Here is a 20217-nt window from a genome sequence, read left to right as displayed (position 1 = left end):
TTTCCCCCTTCGTCGTCATCGCCGCGTGGCGAGTACCCACTGCGCGATATCGGCCGCCACGCGCCCTCGCACCGGTTCGTGCAGCAGGTCGTGGCCCGCGTCGGCGTACTCGCGCAAATCTACCGATCCGTGGCGCGCTGTCCATAGCCGGATCACATCGATCGGCGCCCGCCGATCGTCCACGCCGTGCACCGCGAGGACCGCTCGCGCGGGGTCCGGGATGATCTCGGTGCCGCGGCGTGGAGTGCCGCAGAGCACGAGTCCGGCGAGATCGGGTGGCGCCGTGGCCGCCACGGTCAGCGCGGTGGCCGCGCCGAGCGAATGGCCCATCAGCACCGGCGCGCGCTCGTGCGCGGCGTGTGCCAGGGCGAGCAGTCTGCGGGCATCACCCGCGAGCTCGTCGAGGGTGCCCGGCGCGTCCGGATCGCCCTCGCTCAAGCCCTGCCCGGCGGTGTCGAGGGCCCACAGCTCGATCCCGGCCCGGCCCAGCGCGGCGGCGAACTGGTGGTAGTGCCCACTGTGCTGGCCGGTGCCCGGCAGCAGCACCACCGTGGCCGCAGGCCGCGCGAGCGACCACCGCCGGTAGTGCAGGCGGCCGCGGGCGCTGTCGAAAGAGGGCACCGCTCGATTATGGCCGTCCGGGCCGCGGTGAGCGTAGGGGCAGTGCACCGGATTTCGGGACGCGCTCTTGTGACACAGCGGCCCGGCTGCCGAATCATCCTGTGCGACAAGATCAGTCCGTGCGGGACTCGCCGTGCAAGCTGCCGCGTGCGAGGCTGATCCGGAGTGCAGAGTGCGCTCACCATCGATGCGCCGGAGCCGCTACACTTCCCGCGTCGAACTGAGTCAACAGAGTCGAGGTTTGTGCATGTTGTCGATCCGTCGTTGCGTCGCCCACGTCGTCGTCGGCGCGGCCGTGGTGACCACCGCCTCGATCGGCACCGGGACCGCGAGCGCGGCGCCGGTGGCCTCCTGCGCGCAGGCCCGCGAGGACATCGCCATCCGGTCGGCCGTGCCGCTGCTGGACTGGTCGGAGAACTTCGGCATCGACGGCGCCGGGAACCTGTGGGTCGCCCGGGTCATGCGCGGTGAGGTGCAGCGGTACGACGGCGACGGCAGGCTCACCGGCACCGTCGCGGTGCCCTCGCCCGGCGCGGTCCGCCTGGGCCCCGACGGGCTGCTCTACGTGGTCACCGGCAATTCGCCGCTGGCGGGCGCGGGCGGCATCGTCCGCTTCGACCCGGCCGCCGCCGACCCCACCCCGACCTCCTTCGCCACCGGTTTCGCGCACCCCAACGGTGCCGCCTTCGACGACGCGGGCAACCTCTACGTCACCGCCTCCGACGGCGTGCACCGCCTGCGTCGCGACGGCAGCGAGGACATGGACTGGTGGGCCGACGTGGCCGTCGACGGCCCCAACGGCATTGCCGTGTCCGGTGATTCGGTCTACGTCACCGCGAACTTCGTCGCCGGGTCCGGTCCCGTCGGGCGCGTGCTGCGCCTGTCGCGCACCGACCCCGCCGACAGCACCACCATCGCCGACCTGACCTCGCTCGGCTCCCTGCCCGACTTCGTCGACGACCTGGTCGTGCGCGACGGCGACCTCTACGTCACGACCCTGGCAGGGCACCTCGTGCGCGTCGACCCGGTCACGGGCACGGCCTGCACTGTGCTGTCCACCCAGCCGCTCACCGCGGTGGTCGCCGATCCGGCCGATCCGTCGGCGCTGCTGGCGGGTTCGGAAGAGGGCACCGTCCTGCGCATCCACCCCCAGGGCTGAACCACTCGGGATCGTCTGCGCGGCAACCGGTTCCAGGGCGCTACCAAACGCGATGGCTCGCCGGCCGCCGACGATGAGTGGCTGGGGCGGTCAGCCGTCGACGGTCACGGCCGACGGCGCGCTCGGTGCGGCCGGCGCCGGCGAAGGTGTGGTCGTCTCCGCGGGGGCCGGAGCCGGTGCGGGAGCGGGGGTTTCGGGTGCCGGGGCCTTGGAGGTGTTCGGTCCGCCGGAGTTCGATTCGCCCGAGCCGGGGCTGATCGGTTCGGGGGTGGGCGGGGCCGCGGGGGCCTCGGTCTGCTGGACCGGCAGATCCGGGACCACGAAGGTGCCCACGGTCGGGGTCATCACGCAGCGCGCGCCCGGGTAGTCGATGGCGCCCCACATGGAGGCGATCACCGTTCCGGCACCGGTGTGCACGGTCTTCGACAGCGAGGGCAGGTGGTATTCGGTCTGGTCGTCGAGGGCGACGATGCCGCTGTGCCCGGTGTTCACATTCACCCAGGCCACGCTCAGGCCCGAGGCCAGCGGCACACCGGAATGGCGCGGGCTCGCGCTGAAGCGCATGTCACCGGGGGTGAGACTGAATTCGTCGCGCGGGCCGGGGCCCTCGTAGGTGGCGGCGGCGATGATCGTGGTGATCGGGCCGTTGCTGCCGCAGCCGAAAGTCGGTGCGGCGTAGCTGAAGGGGGTGAACTGGGCCGCGACCTCGCGCAGCGCGTCCCCGCCGACGATCTCGGTGAAGCTGGTCAGCGCGCCGACCCCGGCCCGGGCGGCGGTGTCCTCCCCGGCGATCTCGGTGAGGTGGGTGAGGCCGTCCTCGAGTGGCGCGGCGCTCGCCGGTGCCGTCAGCAGCGCCAGGGCGCCGATGCTCGCCGCGGTGACCGTCGCCGCCCTACCTGCGATGGATCTGCCGTTCACCCGTACTCCTCGATGGATGCTCCGCGCCGGTTCCCCGGCCCGTCTGGCAACGTACCAGGTCGTCGGCGGGCCCGTAGACCACCGATGACGCGGCCGAGCCGGGCGTGCGATGGGTGTGATGTAGTCGACATCCGGGTTTACCAAGGGGTAGGTTTTCCCTCGACGGCTACGAGACGCTGGGAGACCCGTATGAAGCTGGCCTTGTCCCCCGAAGAGCTCGCTTTTCGTGACGAGCTCCGGCAGTTCTATCGCACCGAGATCCCCGCCGAGATCCGCGACCGGGTGAAATACGGACACGAATTGTCCCGCGAGGACATCGTCACCGCCAACAAGATCCTCAACGACCACGGCCTGGCCGTGCCCAACTGGCCGGTGGCCTGGGGCGGCAAGGACTGGACGCCCATGCAGCGCCACCTGTGGCTCGACGAGATGCAGCTGGCCTCGGTGCCCGAGCCGCTGACCTTCAACGCCTCGATGGTCGGCCCGGTCATCGCCCAGTTCGGTTCCGAGGAGCTCAAGCAGCGCTTCCTGCCGCCCACCGCCGCGCTCGACATCTGGTGGTGCCAGGGTTTCTCCGAACCCGACGCGGGCTCCGATCTGGCCTCGCTGCGCACCACCGCTATCCGCGACGGCGACTCCTACATCGTCAACGGCCAGAAGATCTGGACCACGCTGGGCCAGTACGCCGACTGGATCTTCTGCCTGGTGCGCACCGACCCGAACGCGCCCAAGAAACAGGCGGGCATCTCCTTCCTGCTCTTCGACGTGAAGTCCCCCGGTGTCACCATGCGCCCGATCAAGCTGATCGACGGCAGCTTCGAGGTCAACGAGGTGTTCTTCGAGAACGTCCGGGTGCCCGCCGACCAGCTCGTCGGCGAGGAGAACCAGGGCTGGACCTACGCCAAGTTCCTGCTCGGCAACGAGCGCACCTCCATCACCGGCGTCGGCAAGACCAAGGTCAAGATCGGCCTGGCCAAGGACCACGCCCGCTCGGTGAGCACCGGGCACGGCACGTTGCTCGACGATCCCGTCTTCGCCGCCCGGGTGGCCGAGCTGGAGAACGAGCTGCTGGCCCTGGAACTCACCCAGCTGCGGGTGGTGTCCAATTCCGCCGACGGCAAGCCCAATCCGGCGTCCTCGGTGCTCAAGCTGCGCGGCTCGGAGCTGCAGCAGGCGGCCACCGAACTGCTGCTCGACATCGCCGGCGCCGACGCGCTGCCGGTGGACGCCGAGGGCATCGCCTCCCCGCCGTGGGCCCAGCACAGCGGCCCCGGCTATCTGAACTACCGCAAGGTGTCCATCTACGGAGGCTCGAGCGAGGTCCAGCGCTCGATCATTTCCTCCACGATCCTCGGATTGTGAGGCGCTGCCATGGATCTCGCACTGACCGAAGAACAGACGATGCTGCGCGACACCGTGCGCGATCTGCTGCGCCGTTTCTACGACGGCGAGGCGCTGGCCAAGGCCGGTGACACCGACCCCGGCTGGAACCGCACCGTCTGGAAGCAGCTCGCCGACCTGGGCGTGCTCGGCCTGACCATCGACGAGGACGAGGGCGGCGCGGGCGCGGGCCCGGTCGAGGCCATGCTCGTGCAGGAGGAACTGGGCCGCGCGCTGGCACCGGAACCGGTGCTGGACGCGGTGGTGATCCCGGCCGAACTGCTCAAACTGGTCGGCAGTCCCGAGCAGCGGTCCCGGCTGCTGCCCGCGCTGGCCGCGGGGGAGAAGCTGCTCGCCTTCGCCCACACCGAGCCGGGCAAGCGCTGGCCGTCCACCGAACTCGCCACCACCGCGAGCGGTCAGGGCGATTCCTACACGCTGACCGGCGTGAAGAATCCGGTGTTGCGTGGTGACTGCGCCGACGAGCTGATCGTCAGCGCGGTGCTGCCGGGCGGCGGGGTGGGGCTGTTCCTGGTCGACCCGACCGGTGCCGGGGTGGTCCGGCGGACCTACCGCACCTTCGACGGGCGCCGCGGCGCCCAGGTCGAACTCGACGGCGCCGCGGGCGAACTGCTCGGCGACACCGTCGACGCGGCCGAGCAGATCGCGCTGGTGCAGGGCTACGCGCAGGCGGCGCTGTGCGCGGAGTCGGTGGGCGCGATGGAGATCGCGCTCACGCTGACCACCGAATACCTCAAGGCTCGCAAGCAGTTCGGCGTCACGCTCTCGAAGTTCCAGACGCTCACCCAGCGCGCGGCCGACTGCTACGTTTCGCTGGAACTGGCCCGCAGCATGAGCCTCTACGCCACCGCGGCGCTGGCCGACGGCGGCAACGACCCGGTGGTGGCCTCGCGCGCGCGGCTGCAGATCGGCAAGTCCGCCGAGCACATCGGGCAGGAGGCGGTGCAGATGCACGGCGGTATCGGCGTCACCGCGGAATATCCGGTGAGCCACTACGTCGCCCGGCTGACCGCGATCGGGCAGACCCTCGGTGGCGCGCTGGAACATCGCCGGGTGCTGGCCGACCGGGTCGGCTCCTACGATCTGCCGCAGCTCTAGCGTTCGGTACCGATGGTGCGTGCCCGGCTCGGGTGCGCACCATCGTGCTGTCAGCCGTCGGCGCGCGGGGTGGTGGTCGCCTCGGTGGGGGCGAGGGGAATGCGGGTGGGGGTGGGCCGGGGTGTGGTGTCGGCGGGATCGGTCGTCGCGTGGTCGTAGGCGTGGGTGGGTGGGAAGTCGGGGATGGTGACTTCCTCGTCCTCGTCGTCCGGCGTCGGGATCTGCAGCGGGGTGGTGATGCGGGGCGGGACGGTGCGCGTCGGGGTGGGGCGGGTGGTGGTGACGCGGGGCCGGGTGGTGGTCACCGGCTGGTCCTCGACGGTGGTGGTCTCGGGCGGGTGCGATTCGGTGGTCGCCTCGGACGGCCGGGAGCCCTCGGTCGGTTCGCCCTCGGCGGGCGGTTCGCTGGGGGAGGTCTCGGTGGAGCTGAGGCTGAACGGTTTCCGCGGTGACATCTGCGGTGCGATGCGCCAGCTCGGCGACGGCGGGATCGAGATGGTCGAGCTCGTCGAGGTGGTCTGCTCGTCGGCGACCGGGGCCGGTGCCACCGCCAGCTCCGCCTCGATCGGCGGGGGCGGAACATAGACGTCCTGCTGGCCGACACCGCACGCACCGATGATGATCAGTCCGAGCGACACCGCGCCAACAGCGATCGCCGGACCTACGATCTTGGCCCTGCTGTCATCCATCGCCTACTACTCCTCGTCGGCTTCGAGTCGCCTCACAGTAGTGCAGGTCGGCCGAAACAGCGCATTTTAAATGGTGACGGTCCACATATCGGATTGATCTCTTCGGCGTGTCGTGGGGACGTGTCGCGCGCGTTCGGCGTCCCCGAGTCGTAGCGTGTGTGAGCAAAGTTACGCATGAGACGCCCGGAACGAAACCCCTGAACGCGCGAAGCTGCGCGACGCAAGAATCTGATCGGCGTCATCGAGGGAGAATCTGATGGGAGCTTACTCGACATCCCGGCTGGAAAAGGCGGCGATGAACCATGATTCGGCCGCCGCGGCGCAGTTGCAGCAGGCACTGTCGACCGCGTCGGGCAACCGTGGGTTCGTCGTCGTGGCCCGGGTCCTGGGCTGGTTGTTCTTCGTCGGCGGACTCGTCGGCGCCGGGCTCGGCCTGGCCGGGCTGCACGTGGAGATCACCGTCGCGGGCCTGATCCTGGCCTGCACGGCGGGCCTGATCCTGCTGAAGCTACGCACCGATCGGGACGTGCTCGAAACACCCTGAGCGGCACCGAAAACCGGCTGCGAGCCCCGCCCGGGCCGCCTACCGTCGACAGGGTGCACGTCGACATCACCACGGGCGCGGCCCGGTTCCTGACCGCGGCCGAACCCTTCCTGCGCGCCGATCCGCTGCGCCACACGGTCATGGCCACCTGTGTCGTCAGCCAGCTGCGCAATCAGAGCGGCGGGATTCGTTTCCTCGCTCTCCGTGACGACGCGGCTGCGGTCACCGGGATCGCCCAGTGCACCACCGACGGCCGCGCCTACCTGGCCGCCGTTCCGCCGCCGGGTATTCCGGCCGTGGCCGACGCGTTGTCCGCCCTGGACGGGCCGCTCACCTGTGTCGAAGGACCTGCCGAGTCGGTGGACGCCTTCCTCGCGCACTGGTCGGCGACCACCGGCGGCACCCACCACCCGGACTACACCGCGCGCCTCTACGCCCTGAACACCCCGCACCAGCCCACTGCCCCCGGCGAACCCCGTCCGGCGACGGCCGCCGATCTCGCGTGGTGTCTGCGGATGACCCAGGAATTCGCGGCGGAGACGGAATCCACGCGCGGCATCTCCCGTGCGGTCGCCGAACGGCAGATCGAGGCCGGGATGTGGTGGTTGTGGGAGCGCGAGGGTGTCGCGAGCGCGTTCGTCGCCCGGCAGACCGAGGCGTTCGGCTGGGCGCGGATCGGTCCGGTGTACACCCCGCCCTCGGCGCGCGGCAACGGTTACGCGAGCGCGCTGAGCGCGGCGGTCGCGGCGCGGATCCGGGCCGAGGGCGCCGAGGTCTGCCTGTTCGCCGACGTGGCCAACCCGACCTCGAACAAGATCTACCGGGCCATCGGGTTCGAGGCGGTGTGTGACTTCGTGAACCACAGGCTGGTTCCCGCCTCGGCGTGAGTCCGCGCTCAGACCAGCGGCGCCGCGTGCCACCACGCGAGCATCTCGGCCTCGTCGGCGATGAAACCCCGGCTGTACATGAGCATCGCGGCGCGGCCCGGGTCGGCGTCGAAGCGGGTGACCATGCGTGGGGATCGCGCGGCGCTGTCGTGCAGGACGAAGTTCGTGTAGTCGCGTCCCGTGTGCACGGTGGGGCGGGCGTCGTTGGCGGGCAGGGCCGCGACCGCCGCGCGGGCCGCGTCGGCCGACGGGTAGAGGAAGAACTCGTAGGTGGCCTTGTTGCCGCCGCCGAAACAGCGCCACATGACCGACCAGTCGCCCATGTCGGCGTCGTCGCCATCGCGGCCGGCGGTGGCCGGGTCGTAGGCGAAACAGCCCGCGCTGCCCAGCCCGGAGCCCGCGTGCACCAGCGTGCTGGCCGTGGTGTGCGGGAGCATGCCCGGGAATTCGTCGCTGAGCTGGGCCGCGTTCGCGCCGATCACCGCGCGGTCGGCGGTCGTCGGCGCGGCGGTGGTGGTCCGCCGGCCGACGGTGGTGACGGAAGTGGTTGTGCTGTCCACGGTTTCGTTGGCCGCCGCGGCCGAGGCGTTGTCGTCCGCGGGCATGGTCAGGATCTTCACGGCGAACAGGACGACCAGCGCGATCAGGATGATCATCACGATCCACCCGCCGGGAGTGGCCTGCCAGCGTGACTTCCGTTTCGGGCCGAGGTAGGACTCGGCGACCGACTTCCGGCCCGAGCCGTTCCCGTCCGCGTCGGCGAGACGCTGTCCCGCGCGCGCGTTTCCGGGGACGTGCTGCCCCGGCCCGGAACCCGCCCACGCCCCGGGCACGCCCTGATTCCCGCCCGGCCACGAGCCTGCGCTCGCCCACGAGGCAGCGGGGGTTTGCCCGGTACCCGGCCTGGAGTCGGCGGGTGGTTGTCCGGCGCCCGGCCAGGAGTTGCCAGGCGCCTGGCCGTTGCCCGCCCACGACTGGCCGGGGCCGGAAACCGCGCCCGCGGGCCAGGATTCGGGGCCTGGCGCGGGCCAGGCGCCCGGTGTGGGGATTCCGCCGGTGCCCGGGATCGGGTAGCCCGGGGCCGGGGTGAAGGGTGAGTTCGGGGGATAGGTGCGGGTGGGGGCCGAGGCGGGGAAGGGGTGGGCGCCGGCGAGGGCCTGTTCGGCGGCGGTGGCGAATTCCACGCAGGTGGCGAAGCGTTCGGCGGGCCGCTTGGCCATGGCGCGGGCGATGACCGCGTCGAGGGCGGGCGGGAGTTCGGGGCGCAGGGCGCGGGCACTGGGCGGGGGGAGTTGCAGGTGGCCGGAGATGACCGCGACCGGGTTGCCGGACTCGAACGGCGTGGTGCCGGTGAGCAGCCGGAACAGGGTGCAGGCCAGCGAATACTGGTCGGCGCGACCGTCCAGGGCGATGCCGGAGAGCTGCTCGGGGGAGGCGAAAGCCAGGGTGGCGGTGAAGGTTCCGGTCTGGGTGAGTTTGGCGGCGGTGTCGTCGTGCAGGCGCGCGATACCGAAATCGGTGAGATACACCCGCTCGCCGCCGTGCGCCTGCTCGAGCAGGATGTTGGCCGGTTTGACGTCCCGGTGCAGCACCCCGCGGCTGTGCGCGAAGTCCAGCGCCGCCGCGGTCTCGGCGACGATGCGCACCGCCCGCGCCGGGTCCACCGGCACGGGCAGCGACGCCGCGTCGGAGCCCTCGATGTAGCGCATCGAGATCCACAGCTGATCGTTCTCGACGCCACGGTCGTAGACGGTCACGATGTTCGGATGCTCGAGCTGGGCGACCAGATCCGCCTCGCGCTCGAACCGCGCCCGGATCTCGTTGTCGCCGAACAGTTCCCGGTTCAGCAGCTTCATCGCGGTGCGCCGGGGCAGGCGCGGATGACGGGCCAGGTAGACCGAACCCATGCCGCCGCGGCCGAGCAGCCGCTCGATGGTGTAGCCGGCGAACACGCCGGTCTCGTCGTGCATCGTCAGTTCAACGGTGCCGAGCGCCACCAGCGCAGCACGTCGTCGGGGTCGCCGTAACCGTCGGTGAACATCAGGAACTGGGCGCGATCGGGATCGCCGGTGAACTGGGTGATGATCTTGTTCCCGTTGTCGGTGTACTTGTAGTTGGTGTACTGCTTGCCGCCGTTGCTGTCGGTGGACTTGGTGTTGGACGGCAGGCCGTTGATCACCGCCTGCACGTCGGCGGCGGAGTTGTAGACGTAGAACCGGTAGAACGGGTCGTCACCGGAACCGCCGCCGCCGTCGTAGCAGCGCCACTGCCACACCCACGCACCGAAATCCGGGTCGCCGTCATTGGCCGAGGGGGTGTAGTTGGTGTCGGTCTCCCAGCAGGTGGCCTGGTTGTAGCCGGTCTCGCCGTCGACGGTCGCGGGCACCATCCGGCTGAACGCGGCGCTGATCGCGTCGGCGTTCGGCGTCACCTGCTTGCCCGCCACCACGCTGGTCGTGGTGGAGCCGGTGGTGGTGGACTTGTCGTCGCTGACGGCCACCCCGATCGCGATGAGCAGCACGATCACCAGCAGCACCGCCACGACGATGCCGATGATCAGCCCGTTGTTGGATTTGCCCGGCGGGCGCGGGCCCTGCGGGTACTGGGCGAAGTTGCTCGGCGGCGAGGTGGGCGGCGTCGGGTACTGCGGCCGCGACTGCTGGGTGTAGGGATGCTGGGCGCCACCCGTGGACTGCGGGGTGGGCATCTGATTGGCGGTCATCGGGCCCTGGGTGCCCGCGCCGGTCATCGGCGCGGCCACCGGGTACGGCGAGCCGGTGTGCGGGATGGCGCCGCCGGTGGTCGGGCGCGGGCCGCCGGTCTGCGGAATCGCGCCGCCGGTGGTGGGACGCGGGCCGCCGGTCTGCGGGTAGGCGCCACCAGTCTGCGGGTAGGCGCCACCGGTGGCCGGATGCGGGGTGCCGGTCTGCGGGTACGCGCCGCCGGTGGCGGGTTGCGGACCGCCTGCCAGCGGATGCGCGCCGCCGGTGCCGGGGCGCGGGCCGGTGATCGGGAGGGCGGGCGAGCTCGGATTGTTCAGCGCGGCCAGCGCGGCGGTCGCGAAGTCCGAACAGGAGTCGAAGCGGTCGTCGGGGCGCTTGGCCATGGCCTTGGCCAGCACCGCGTCCAGGGCGTAGGGCAGGCCGGGCCGCACATTGCTCAGCGGCGGCGGCGGCTGCTGCAGATGGCCCTGGATGACCGCGGCCGGATTGGTCGCGGTGAACGGACCCGAGCCGGTGAACAGCCAGAACAGGGTGCACGCCAGCGAATACTGATCGGAGCGGTGATCGAGCGCGGCGCCGGTGAGCTGCTCGGGGGAGGCGTAGGCCAGGGTGGCGGTGAAGGTGCCGGTCTGGGTGAGATGGCCGGTGTCGTCACGCAATCGGGCGATACCGAAGTCGGTGAGGTACACCCGCTCGCCGCGGCCCGCGCCGGAGCGGGCGAGCAGGATGTTGGCCGGTTTCACGTCGCGGTGCAGTACTCCCATGCCGTGCGCGTAGTCCAGCGCGTCGGCTGTCTCCTTGACGATCTGCAGCGCGCGGGCGGGCGGCAGCGTCTGCGGGTCCACCGAGGCCGCGTCGACGCCGTCGATGAACTGCATGGAGATCCACAGCTGTTCGTCGTCGAGACCGCGGTCGTAGACGGTGACGATGTTCGGATGATCCAGGCGCGAGACCAGATCCGCCTCCCGCTCGAACCGCGCCCGCACCTCCTGATCGAAGAACATCTCGCGGTTGAGCAGCTTGAGCGCGGTCATCCGGGGTAGCCGGGGGTGCTTGGCCAGATAGACCGATCCCATGCCACCGCGACCGAGTTGCCGTTCGATGACGTAGCCGGCGAAGACATCTCCGTTGGCCAGCATGTCTGCTCCACTTCCCGCCGTGCGCCGGGACCCACCAGCGCACGCGCGTACAGCACGAAAGCCGCGGCCGGGTGGCCCGCCACGGGAAAATCAACGAAACCTTAGCAGCCGATCGGGACGCCGACCGGTGCCTCGATCACGACGGACGACGGGGCTGGGGCGGCACGATGAACCCGGGATGGTTACGCCCACCGGGGAAATCGATGGTCGCCGGTCGCGGCGCGACCCGGCGCCCCGGCGCCGACGGCGGACGCGCGGCATGCGGATGCGGCTGCGCGGGCGTCACCGGTGGCGGTGGGGACACCTGGGGATAGGGCTGCGGCGGTGTGTTCGGCCGCGCGTAGCCGGTGGGCTGCGGATACTGCTCGCGGGCGCGCAGGACGACGCCGGTGGCGGTGGGCTGCGGCCGGTGATGCCACGGACCCGGCGCGGCGAACAGCGCCGCCTTGGCGGCCTGCGCGAACTCCGCGCAGCTGGCGAAACGCGCCTCGGGCCGTTTGGCGGTGGCCTTGGCCAGTACGGCGTCCAGGGTGCCGGGCAGGTCGCCGCGCTGGCTGCGCAGCGGCGGCACCGGGGCGTTCAGATGCGCCTGGATGACGGTGGCCGGATTCGGGCCGGGGAACGGCACCGAGCCGGTCAGCATCCAGAACAGCGTGCAGGCCAGCGAGTACTGGTCGGCGCGATGATCCAGCGGCGCCCCGGCGAGCTGCTCGGGGGCGGCGTAGGCCAGGGTGGCGGTGATCGTGCCCGCCGAGGACAGGGTGGTCTCGCTGTCGCGCACGGCCGCGATGCCGAAATCGGTGAGCACCACCCGTTCCGGGCGGCCGATCGGCGGCTTGGCCAGCAGGATGTTGGCCGGTTTCACGTCCCGGTGCAGCACCCCGCCCGCGTGCGCGAAGTCCAGCGCGGTCGCGGTCTCGCTCACGATCTGCACGGCGCGGTCCGGGGTCAGCACGTTGACGTCGGCGGTCGCCACATCGGTGCCCGCCACGAACTGCATGGAGATCCAGAGCTGGTCGTCCTCGGTGCCGCGGTCGTAGACGTTGACGATGTTCGGGTGCTCGAGCTGGGCGACCAGATCGGCCTCGCGCTCGAAACGCTGCCGGATCTCGGCATCGGCCGACAGCTCACGGCTGAGCAGTTTGAGCGCGGTCAGCCGGGGCAACCGGGGATGACGCGCCAGATACACCACGCCCATGCCGCCCTGACCCAGTACACGCCGGATCGTGTACCCGGCGAACACGTCGCCTTTGCGCAACACGCGAAGTCACCCCCTCCAGGGCAGAGCACCCGTCGAAATTCTACCGATGTATCTCGGGTAGCTCCCAGAGTGCAACATCCCCCGATCCTGTCGGTGCGGGGGTTTAGGGTTTGGTCATGCGCATTGGAGCACACGTTCGTGAGGAGAGCGATCCGATCGGGTTCGGCGAGAAGCTCGGCGCCGAGGTCATCCAGATGTTCGTGGTGGACCCGCAGAGCTGGGACAAACCCCAGCCGCACCCGAAGGCCGCCGAGATCGTGGCCAGCCCGATCGACGTCGTCGTGCACTCGTCGTATCAGATCAATGTGGCCAGCCTGAACAACCGGCTGCGGATGCCCTCGCGCAACGCGGTGGCCCAGCAGGCGAAGGCCGCCGCCGAGCTGGGCGCGTTCGGCCTGGTCGTGCACGGCGGGCACGTGCGTTCCGACGCCGAGCGCGACACCGGAATCGACAACTGGCGCAAGCTGTTCGAACGTCAGCAGGACAAGGGCGGTTTCGCCGTGCCGATCCTGATCGAGAACACCGCGGGCGGCAATCACGCCATGGCCCGCCATTTCGATTCCATCGCCCGGCTCTGGGACGCCGTCGGCGACTACGGCGCCGGTTTCTGTCTCGACACCTGCCACGCGTGGGCGGGTGGGGAGGAACTGGTCGGGGTGGTCGAGCGGATCAAGGCGATCACCGGCCGGATCGACCTGGTGCACCTGAACTCCTCGCGCGACGAGTTCGACTCCGGTGCCGACCGGCACGCCAATTTCGCCGACGGCACCATCGACCCGCAACTGCTGGCCGAGGTCTGCCGGACCGCGGGTGCGCCCGTCATCCTGGAGACCCCGGCCGAAGGTGTCGCCGAGGACCTGGCCTACCTGCGGGAGAACCTCGGCTGAGCGGTTGCGATCAGCCGGAGGGAAAACCTGTCTGCCGAACGGATTTCGCGGTGTGCTTGATGCACATCAGCAACCGATCGAAGACAGTGAAGGTGATCCCATGACGGTCGACCACGCCACCCCCGCCACCGTGACGGTGACCAAGCTCGGCGCGCACATCGGCGCCCTGGTCGACGGCGTCCGGCTGGGCGGTGACCTGGACGCGGCGACCGTCGCGACCATCCGCCGCGCGATCAACGAGCACAAGGTGATCTTCTTCCGCGGTCAGCAGCACCTCACCGAGGACGGGCAGCACGAGTTCGCCGCGCTGCTCGGCAGCCCCACCACCCCGCACCCGACGGTGACGTCGCAGGGCGTGAAGAGCCTGGCCATCGATTCCGAGAACGGCCGGGCCAACTCCTGGCACACCGATGTGACCTTCGTCGACCGGATTCCGAAGGCGTCGATCCTGCGCGCGGAGTACCTGCCGAGCTACGGCGGCTCCACCACCTGGGCCTCCACCGTCGCCGCCTACAACTCGCTGCCCGAGTCGCTCAAGCTGCTCGCGGAGAACCTGCGGGCGGTGCACACCAATGTGTACGACTACGCCGCGCGCAATGTCGAGCCGATCCGGCCGAACTCGGAGAAGTACCGCGCGGAATTCCAGTCGACCTACTACGAGACCGAGCACCCCGTCGTGCGCGTGCACCCCGAGACCGGCGAGCGCGCGCTGCTGCTCGGCCACTTCGTGAAGAACTTCGTCGGCCTGTCCACCAGCGAGTCGCAGGCGCTGTTCCGCCTGTTCCAGGACCGCGTCACCCGCTTGGAGAACACCACCCGCTGGACCTGGGCCGACGGTGACGTCGCCATCTGGGACAACCGCGCCACCCAGCACTACGCCATCGACGACTACGACGACCAGCCCCGCCGCCTGACCCGCATCACCCTCGCCGGCGACATCCCGGTGGGCGTCGACGGCAAGCAGAGCACCGTCATCGAAGGAAACGCCGACCACTACTCCGTGGTCGAAGACGTAGAACTCCTCGCCTCGTAAATCGTCACACCGGACCGCAACCACCACGGTGTGCGGCCCGCCTCGCGTCCGAGGGGCGAGACGTCACGGCGCAGCCGAAGTATCGCCCCTCGGACGCGAGGCATAGGGGGGCCGCACACCCGCGGCGCCAGCCGCCATACTCAGAGCATGAGTATTCGGCCGTTGGACGGTGTGCGGGTTCTGGAGCTCGGTAACTATGTCGCCGCGCCCACGGCCGGACGCATTCTGGGCGACTTCGGCGCCGAGGTGATCAAGGTGGAGCGGCCCGGCACGGGCGACGAGCTGCGGAATTGGCGGTTGTACGGGGGTGACACCTCGATGCTGTACCGGACCGTCAACCGGAACAAGAAGTCGATCGTGCTGGACCTGCGCACCGAGGCGGGCCGGGCGGTGGTGCTCGAGCTGGTGAAACAGTGCGATGTGCTGCTGGAGAACTTCCGCCCGGGCATGCTCGAGAAGTGGGGGCTGGGGCCGGAGGTGCTCGAGGCCGCCAAGCCCGGGCTGGTGATCACGCGGATCTCCGCCTACGGCCAGACGGGGCCGATGGCGGCGCGCCCGGGGTTCGCGGCGGTCGCCGAGGCCGTGGGTGGGCTGCGGGAGCTGGTGGGTGATCCGGATCGGCCGCCGGTGCGGGTCGGGGTGTCCATCGGTGATTCGATCGCGGGCATCTACGCCGCGTTCGGCACGGTGATGGCCTTGTTCCAGCGGGAGCGGGTCGGTGCAACGGTGCCGCAGGCCGAGCGGATCATCGATGTGGCGCTCAACGAGTCGATCCTGTCGGTGATGGAGTCGCTGGTTCCGGATCATCTCGCCTACGGCATCACCCGGGAGCGGGTCGGCGGCCGGATGGAGGGCATCGCGCCGAGCAACGCCTACCCGACCAGCGACGGGTACAGCATCATCATCGGTGGCAACGGCGACGCCATCTTCCAGCGGTACATGAAGGTCATCGACCGGCCGGATCTGGCGGCCGATCCGGAGCTGGCCGACAACGCGGGCCGCTGGCGTCATCGCGAGCGCCTCGACGCCTCGATCGCGGAGTGGACCGTCCGGCACACCCGCGACGAAGCGCTGAAGCTGCTCGACGCGGCGGCCATCCCGTGCGGGCCCATCTACACCGCCGCCGACATCGTGGCCGACGAGCAGTATCGGGCACGCAATATGATCCAGACGTTCCCCGTCGACGTGGGCGAGCCCGAACCCCGGCAGGTGGGGTTTCCCGGCATCGTCCCGGTCATCGGGGGCGAGTCGCTGCCGATCCGGAATGTCGGCCCCGACCTCGGCGAGCACACCAGAGAGGTGCTCGGCGGGTTGCTCGGAATGACCGAGGACCAGATCGACGCGCTGGAGGCATCGTGACGAGGCGAGTACACGGCAGGCGCCGCCCGCCGGTGCGCAGCAAGTGGGAACCGCGCGGCCCCGGCCATGTGCGCCCGACCGTGCACCCGACCCCGGCCAGCGTCGGGGACAAGCCCTGCGGCGGGGTCATGTGTGTGCCGCATCAGGAGCCGGAGCAGCGGCGATGACGGCACCGCTGCTGCGCGATGTCACCCTGCGCGACGGCCTGCAGCTCACCGGCAAGGTGCTGGCGACCGAGCAGAAGGTCGACGTGGTCCGGCGGCTGCTGGCCGCCGGTGTGCCCGCGCTCGAGATCGGGTCCATGGCCCGCCCGGATCTGGTGCCGCCGATGGCCAACTCGCTCGAGCTGATCGCCGCGCTCACCCCGGAGGAACTGGCGAAATGCTGGGTCTGGGTGGCCACGCCGCGCCATGTGGACAAGGCCGCGGCGGCGGGCGCGCGCAACTTCCAGTACTGCTTCTCGGTCTCCGACGCGCACAACAAGGCCAATATCGGCCGCGACACCGAGACCTCGGTGGCCGCCATGCCCGATGCCATCCGCCTCGCCGAGCAGGCGGGCGGACAGCTCCAGCTGTGCCTGGCGACGGCCTTCACCTGCCCCTTCGACGGACCGGTCGACCCCGAGCGCGTGCTGGCCATCGCCCGCGACCCACGCACCGAGGGCGCCGCCGACATCGTGCTGGCCGACACCCTCGGCCAGGCCCATCCCGGCCAGGTGAGCGCCCTGGTCACCGCCGTGCGCGAGCAGACCCCGCCGCGCCGCATCGTCTTCCACGGCCACGACACCTGGGGGATGGGCGTGGCCAACACCCTCGCCGCCGTCGCGGCGGGCGCGTCCATGGTCGACGGGGCCCTCGGCGGCCTGGGCGGCTGCCCGTTCGCGCCGGGCGCCAGCGGCAACACCGCCTCCGAGGACATCCTCTTCGCCACCCGCCCGGACTGGTTCACCCCCGAGCGCCTGGCGAGCCTGGTCGGTCTCACCGAGGAACTGCTCGCCGATCTCGGCGAGCCGAACCGCTCCCGCGCCGCGCAGGGCGCGCGCTCGGAGGCCGCGGCCTTCGACTGGGTCATCCGGTAGGTCTCGGGGGAAATCCGGATGGCGAAGCGCACCACCGCCCGCCAGACTGGACACCATGACTTCACACCCCATGGGGACCGAGGCCGTCGACCCGGCGGCCGTCACCGAGCCCGCGGCCGCAGCGCTGGATCTGGTGAAGCTGTACGGCACGGGAGATACGCAGGTCAAGGCCTTGGACGGGGTGTCCGCCGAGTTCGCCAGGGGCGAGTTCACCGCGATCATGGGCCCCTCCGGCTCGGGCAAGTCCACCCTGATGCACTGCCTGGCCGGCCTCGACAGCGCCAGCTCCGGCGAGGTCCGCATCGGTGACACCGCCCTGACCGGCCTGTCCGACAAGCAGATGACCGCACTGCGCCGCGACCGTATCGGCTTCGTGTTCCAGGCGTTCAATCTCGTCCCCACCCTGACCGCGCTGGAGAACATCACCCTCCCGCTCGACATCGCCGCCCGCAAGCCCGACCAGGACTGGCTCGACACCGTGGTCAAGCGCCTCGGCCTCGGCGACCGCCTCGACCACCGGCCCTCGGAACTGTCCGGCGGCCAGCAGCAGCGCGTGGCCTGCGCCCGCGCCCTGGTCGGCAAGCCGGAGATCATCTTCGGTGACGAACCGACCGGCAACCTGGACTCGCACTCCTCCGGCGAGGTGCTGTCCATCCTGCGCGCCTCGGTCGACGAATTCGGCCAGACCGTCGTCATCGTCACCCACGACCCGCGCGCGGCCTCCTACGCCGACCGGGTGGTCTTCCTCGCCGACGGCCGCATCGTCGACGAACTGCGCGACCCCACCCAGGACTCGGTGCTGGACCGGATGAAGGCGCTGGAGACCAAATGAGCGCCGATGTCACGCGCGGTGGGGGCAACCCCATGCGCAAGGTCGCGCTGCGCAATCTCGCCGCGCACAAGGTGCGCCTGGCGCTGACCCTGCTGTCGGTGGTGCTCGGCACCGCCTTCATCTCCGGCTCGTTCGTCTTCACCGACACCCTGCAGCGCACCTTCGACAGCATCTTCGAGGGCCAGGCCCAGGGGGTCGACGTGCGGGTCGGGCCCGAGGCGCAGCAGTCGCTGGGTGTGCCGACCAATATCGTCGCGGCCCTGTCCAAGACCGAGGGTGTCGCGCGGGTGGCGCCGGGCGTGAACGGCCCGGTCGTGCTGCTCGAACCCGACGGCAAGAAGGCCGTGCAGACCGGCGGCGCGCCGAGTTTCGGCCTGTCCTACCTGCCGCCGGACAAGGCGGTCGAGGACCCGCAGACCTTCGTCGCGGGCACCGCGCCCGCCCGGCCGAACGAGATCGCGCTCAACACCACCGGCGCGGAGAAGGCCGGGCTGAAGGTCGGTGACAGGACCAAGGTGCTCATCCCGTCCAAGGGCGACCCGTTCGAGGTCACCCTGACCGGCATCTACGAGATGCCCGGCACCGAGGGCGGCGGCGTGCTGGCGGTGATGTTCACCGAGCAGCAGGCCACCGAGCTGTTCACCGACGGCACCCACGTCGCCTATGCCGATATCGCCGCCGCGCCGGGCACCTCGCCCGACGAACTGCGCGACCGTCTCGCCACCGCCCTGCCCGACTACAAGGTGCAGAACGCCGACGAGGTCCGCGCGGACATGAAGAAGCAGATCTCCGAAGCTCTCACCTTCATCAACTACTTCCTGCTGGCCTTCGGCGCCATCGCGCTGATCGTCGGCACGTTCATCATCTACAACACCTTCTCGATGATCGTGGCCCAGCGTCTGCGCGAACTGGCGCTGCTGCGCGCGATCGGCGCGAGCAGGTCGCAGGTCGGACGGTCGGTGGTGTCGGAGGCCGTGGTGATCGGCCTGATCGGCAGCGCGCTCGGGCTGGCGGCCGGTATCGGCCTGGCCTTCGGGCTCTCGGCCCTGCTCAACGCCTTCGATCTCGGCCTGCCCACCGGCTCGCTGACGGTGCTGCCGCGCACCGCGATCGTGGCGCTGCTGGTCGGCCTGATCGTCACCGTGGCCAGCGCCTACGCCCCCGCCCGCCGGGCGGCGAAGGTGCCGCCGGTGGAGGCGATGCGTTCGGAATTCGCCAGCGCGGGCGACTCGCTGCGGCTGCGGACCGTGCTCGGCGCGGTGCTGGCGGTGGCCGGTGGCGTGCTCGTCTACGTGGGCGCGCAGGGCACCGGCAAGGGTGCCGCGGTGACGGTCGGGCTCGGCGCGCTCGGGCTCATCCTGGCCGTGCTGCTCGCCGCACCGGCGCTGTCGCGGCCCATGGTGCTCGTGCTGGGCGTGCTCACCCGGCCGTTCGGGGCGATCGGCCAGATGGCGCGCAACAATGCCGTGCGCAATCCGCGCCGCACCGCCGCCACCGCCTTCGCCCTCACCCTCGGGCTCATGCTGGTCTCGGCCATCGGCATTCTCGGCGCCTCGGCCAAGACCAGCGTCGGGGTGCTCATCGACAAGGGCGTGAAGGCCGAATACGTACTGGCCGGGCCGCAGATGATCGGCGCCCCGATCGGCGCGGTGGACGCGGTGCGCAGCGAGGTGCCCGGGATCAGCGACGTGACCGGAATCCGCGTGGTCGCGTTCAAGGTCGACGGGGAGCAGCTCGCGGCCACCTCGCCGGACGGCCCGATCGACCCGGTGATGGACATCGACATGATCGGTGGCAGTTCCACCGTGGCCGATCGCGGCGTGCTGGTCGCCGAGACCGAAGCGGGCGATCACGGCTGGAAGCTGGGCGACAAGGTCGAGATCACCAGCCTCGACAACAAGAAGCTCGAGCTCACCGTCGGCGGCGTCTACGCCGACAATCCGCTGCTCGGGCCGATGGTCGTGGACCCGGGTGTCTACGAACAGCTGATGCCACCCAGCCTGCGCACCAATATCTTCGTGCTGGTCAAGGCGGCACCGGGCGCCGACCTCACCGCCATGCGGACGAATCTGGAGAAGGCCACCGAGCCGTTCGTGGTGGTGCAGGTTCAGGACCACGAGGAGTTCAAGGGCGCGCAGGGCAAGCAGATCAACACCCTGCTCGCCATCCTCTACGGCCTGCTCGCGCTGGCCGTGGTGATCGCGGTGCTCGGCATCATCAACACCCTGGCGCTGTCGGTGGTGGAGCGGCGCCGCGAGATCGGCATGCTCCGCGCGGTCGGCACCCAGCGCTCGCAGGTGCGCCGCACGATCTACCTCGAGTCCATGCTGATCGCCATCTTCGGCGCCATCGTCGGCCTGGTCCTCGGCGTCGCCCTGGGCGTCGGCTTCCTGCGCACACTGCGCGATCTGGGCATCGACCAGATCACCATCCCGTGGTCGCAGCTGGTGACGGTGCTCATCGCCTCGGCGGTGGTGGGTGTGCTGGCGGCGGTGTGGCCGGGCATCCGGGCCGCGCGCACGCCTCCGCTGGCGGCCATCGCGGATCTGTAGACGGGCGGTGGTGCGGCCGCCGGGGGAGGTCGCACC

At 70.6% G+C, this 20217-nt stretch carries 18 protein-coding genes; 12 read left to right on the top strand and 6 right to left on the bottom strand.

Translation table 11 applies throughout. The features are described from left to right. Positions 1–15: 15 nt before the first annotated feature. Complete coding sequence (locus ACFC06_RS11995; RefSeq protein WP_375929764.1) at positions 16–621, bottom strand: alpha/beta hydrolase; 606 nt, start codon at positions 619–621, stop codon at positions 16–18. A gap of 247 nt (positions 622–868) precedes the next feature. Here ACFC06_RS11995 and ACFC06_RS11990 point away from each other — a divergent pair, with 247 nt between their 5' ends. Next, positions 869–1780: a hypothetical protein gene (locus ACFC06_RS11990; protein ID WP_375929763.1), complete on the top strand. Its 912-nt coding sequence runs from the start codon at positions 869–871 to the stop codon at positions 1778–1780. Positions 1781–1870: 90 nt separating this feature from the next. Here ACFC06_RS11990 and ACFC06_RS11985 read toward each other — a convergent pair whose 3' ends face one another. Continuing rightward, a complete protein-coding gene (locus ACFC06_RS11985; RefSeq protein ID WP_375929762.1) occupies positions 1871–2698 on the bottom strand; it encodes a hypothetical protein in 828 nt (275 codons plus the stop codon). Positions 2699–2887: 189 nt separating this feature from the next. Between ACFC06_RS11985 and ACFC06_RS11980 the strand changes: the two genes are divergently transcribed. Further along, positions 2888–4060 (top strand): acyl-CoA dehydrogenase family protein, encoded by a 1173-nt coding sequence (locus tag ACFC06_RS11980; RefSeq protein WP_375929761.1) that lies wholly within the window; start codon positions 2888–2890, stop codon positions 4058–4060. Between the two features lie 9 nt (positions 4061–4069). Next, positions 4070–5197, top strand: a complete 1128-nt coding sequence (locus ACFC06_RS11975) for an acyl-CoA dehydrogenase family protein (protein ID WP_375929760.1) — start codon at positions 4070–4072, stop codon at positions 5195–5197. A 50-nt stretch (positions 5198–5247) separates the two neighbouring features. Here the strand turns inward: ACFC06_RS11975 and ACFC06_RS11970 are convergent, their stop codons facing one another. Then, the gene (locus ACFC06_RS11970; protein WP_375929759.1) at positions 5248–5886 is read right to left on the bottom strand and encodes a hypothetical protein; all 639 of its coding nucleotides are present in this window, start codon (positions 5884–5886) and stop codon (positions 5248–5250) included. 256 nt (positions 5887–6142) lie between these two features. Between ACFC06_RS11970 and ACFC06_RS11965 the strand changes: the two genes are divergently transcribed. Together ACFC06_RS11965 and ACFC06_RS11960 are read left to right on the top strand one after the other, a co-directional pair. After that, the gene (locus tag ACFC06_RS11965) at positions 6143–6430 is read left to right on the top strand and encodes a hypothetical protein (RefSeq protein WP_375929758.1); all 288 of its coding nucleotides are present in this window, start codon (positions 6143–6145) and stop codon (positions 6428–6430) included. A 53-nt stretch (positions 6431–6483) separates the two neighbouring features. Then, positions 6484–7317, top strand: coding sequence for a GNAT family N-acetyltransferase (locus ACFC06_RS11960; protein ID WP_375929757.1), 834 nt, complete (start codon positions 6484–6486; stop codon positions 7315–7317). Between the two features lie 8 nt (positions 7318–7325). On the opposite strand, the gene ACFC06_RS11955 is transcribed toward ACFC06_RS11960, so the two are convergent. The 3 genes from ACFC06_RS11955 to ACFC06_RS11945 all read right to left on the bottom strand — a co-directional run bounded on the left by ACFC06_RS11955 (position 7326) and on the right by ACFC06_RS11945 (position 12440). After that, positions 7326–9287 (bottom strand): protein kinase, encoded by a 1962-nt coding sequence (locus ACFC06_RS11955; protein ID WP_375929756.1) that lies wholly within the window; start codon positions 9285–9287, stop codon positions 7326–7328. Positions 9288–9289: 2 nt separating this feature from the next. Beyond that, positions 9290–11179, bottom strand: coding sequence for a protein kinase (locus ACFC06_RS11950; RefSeq protein ID WP_375929755.1), 1890 nt, complete (start codon positions 11177–11179; stop codon positions 9290–9292). 136 nt (positions 11180–11315) lie between these two features. After that, positions 11316–12440 carry a serine/threonine-protein kinase gene (locus ACFC06_RS11945; RefSeq protein WP_375929754.1) on the bottom strand — a complete coding sequence of 375 codons (1125 nt, stop codon included), beginning with the start codon at positions 12438–12440 and terminating at the stop codon, positions 11316–11318. Positions 12441–12556: 116 nt separating this feature from the next. Here ACFC06_RS11945 and ACFC06_RS11940 point away from each other — a divergent pair, with 116 nt between their 5' ends. The 7 genes from ACFC06_RS11940 (at position 12557) to ACFC06_RS11910 (ending at position 20181) form a co-directional block, all read left to right on the top strand. Further along, positions 12557–13327: a deoxyribonuclease IV gene (locus ACFC06_RS11940; RefSeq protein WP_375929753.1), complete on the top strand. Its 771-nt coding sequence runs from the start codon at positions 12557–12559 to the stop codon at positions 13325–13327. A gap of 100 nt (positions 13328–13427) precedes the next feature. Beyond that, a complete protein-coding gene (locus ACFC06_RS11935) occupies positions 13428–14360 on the top strand; it encodes a TauD/TfdA dioxygenase family protein (RefSeq protein ID WP_375929752.1) in 933 nt (310 codons plus the stop codon). Positions 14361–14507: 147 nt separating this feature from the next. Beyond that, complete coding sequence (locus ACFC06_RS11930; RefSeq protein WP_375929751.1) at positions 14508–15719, top strand: CaiB/BaiF CoA transferase family protein; 1212 nt, start codon at positions 14508–14510, stop codon at positions 15717–15719. Further along, complete coding sequence (locus tag ACFC06_RS11925) at positions 15716–15886, top strand: hypothetical protein (RefSeq protein WP_336085865.1); 171 nt, start codon at positions 15716–15718, stop codon at positions 15884–15886. The genes ACFC06_RS11930 and ACFC06_RS11925 overlap by 4 nt, the downstream gene beginning before the upstream one ends. Next, positions 15883–16797 carry a hydroxymethylglutaryl-CoA lyase gene (locus ACFC06_RS11920; protein WP_375929750.1) on the top strand — a complete coding sequence of 305 codons (915 nt, stop codon included), beginning with the start codon at positions 15883–15885 and terminating at the stop codon, positions 16795–16797. Before ACFC06_RS11925 ends, ACFC06_RS11920 begins: the two co-directional genes overlap by 4 nt. A gap of 55 nt (positions 16798–16852) precedes the next feature. Further along, positions 16853–17629 (top strand): ABC transporter ATP-binding protein, encoded by a 777-nt coding sequence (locus tag ACFC06_RS11915; RefSeq protein WP_375929749.1) that lies wholly within the window; start codon positions 16853–16855, stop codon positions 17627–17629. Then, positions 17626–20181 (top strand): ABC transporter permease, encoded by a 2556-nt coding sequence (locus tag ACFC06_RS11910; RefSeq protein ID WP_375929748.1) that lies wholly within the window; start codon positions 17626–17628, stop codon positions 20179–20181. The genes ACFC06_RS11915 and ACFC06_RS11910 overlap by 4 nt, the downstream gene beginning before the upstream one ends. Positions 20182–20217: the final 36 nt, after the last annotated feature.

This window comes from Nocardia sp. NPDC056064 (assembly GCF_042266925.1).
Classification (GTDB): Bacteria; Actinomycetota; Actinomycetes; order Mycobacteriales; family Mycobacteriaceae; genus Nocardia.
Note: the sequence above shows the minus strand (reverse complement) of the source record. Positions and strands in the feature narration are given on the sequence as shown.

Coding starts and splice junctions, on each gene's coding strand:
- ACFC06_RS11910 (WP_375929748.1), top strand. CDS start 17,626: ATGAGCGCCGATGTCACGCGCGGTGGGGGCAACCCCATGCGCAAGGTC.
- ACFC06_RS11965 (WP_375929758.1), top strand. CDS start 6,143: ATGGGAGCTTACTCGACATCCCGGCTGGAAAAGGCGGCGATGAACCAT.
- ACFC06_RS11940 (WP_375929753.1), top strand. CDS start 12,557: ATGCGCATTGGAGCACACGTTCGTGAGGAGAGCGATCCGATCGGGTTC.
- ACFC06_RS11930 (WP_375929751.1), top strand. CDS start 14,508: ATGAGTATTCGGCCGTTGGACGGTGTGCGGGTTCTGGAGCTCGGTAAC.
- ACFC06_RS11975 (WP_375929760.1), top strand. CDS start 4,070: ATGGATCTCGCACTGACCGAAGAACAGACGATGCTGCGCGACACCGTG.
- ACFC06_RS11935 (WP_375929752.1), top strand. CDS start 13,428: ATGACGGTCGACCACGCCACCCCCGCCACCGTGACGGTGACCAAGCTC.
- ACFC06_RS11955 (WP_375929756.1), bottom strand. CDS start 9,287: ATGCACGACGAGACCGGCGTGTTCGCCGGCTACACCATCGAGCGGCTG.
- ACFC06_RS11990 (WP_375929763.1), top strand. CDS start 869: ATGTTGTCGATCCGTCGTTGCGTCGCCCACGTCGTCGTCGGCGCGGCC.
- ACFC06_RS11950 (WP_375929755.1), bottom strand. CDS start 11,179: ATGCTGGCCAACGGAGATGTCTTCGCCGGCTACGTCATCGAACGGCAA.
- ACFC06_RS11920 (WP_375929750.1), top strand. CDS start 15,883: ATGACGGCACCGCTGCTGCGCGATGTCACCCTGCGCGACGGCCTGCAG.
- ACFC06_RS11970 (WP_375929759.1), bottom strand. CDS start 5,886: ATGGATGACAGCAGGGCCAAGATCGTAGGTCCGGCGATCGCTGTTGGC.
- ACFC06_RS11915 (WP_375929749.1), top strand. CDS start 16,853: ATGACTTCACACCCCATGGGGACCGAGGCCGTCGACCCGGCGGCCGTC.
- ACFC06_RS11980 (WP_375929761.1), top strand. CDS start 2,888: ATGAAGCTGGCCTTGTCCCCCGAAGAGCTCGCTTTTCGTGACGAGCTC.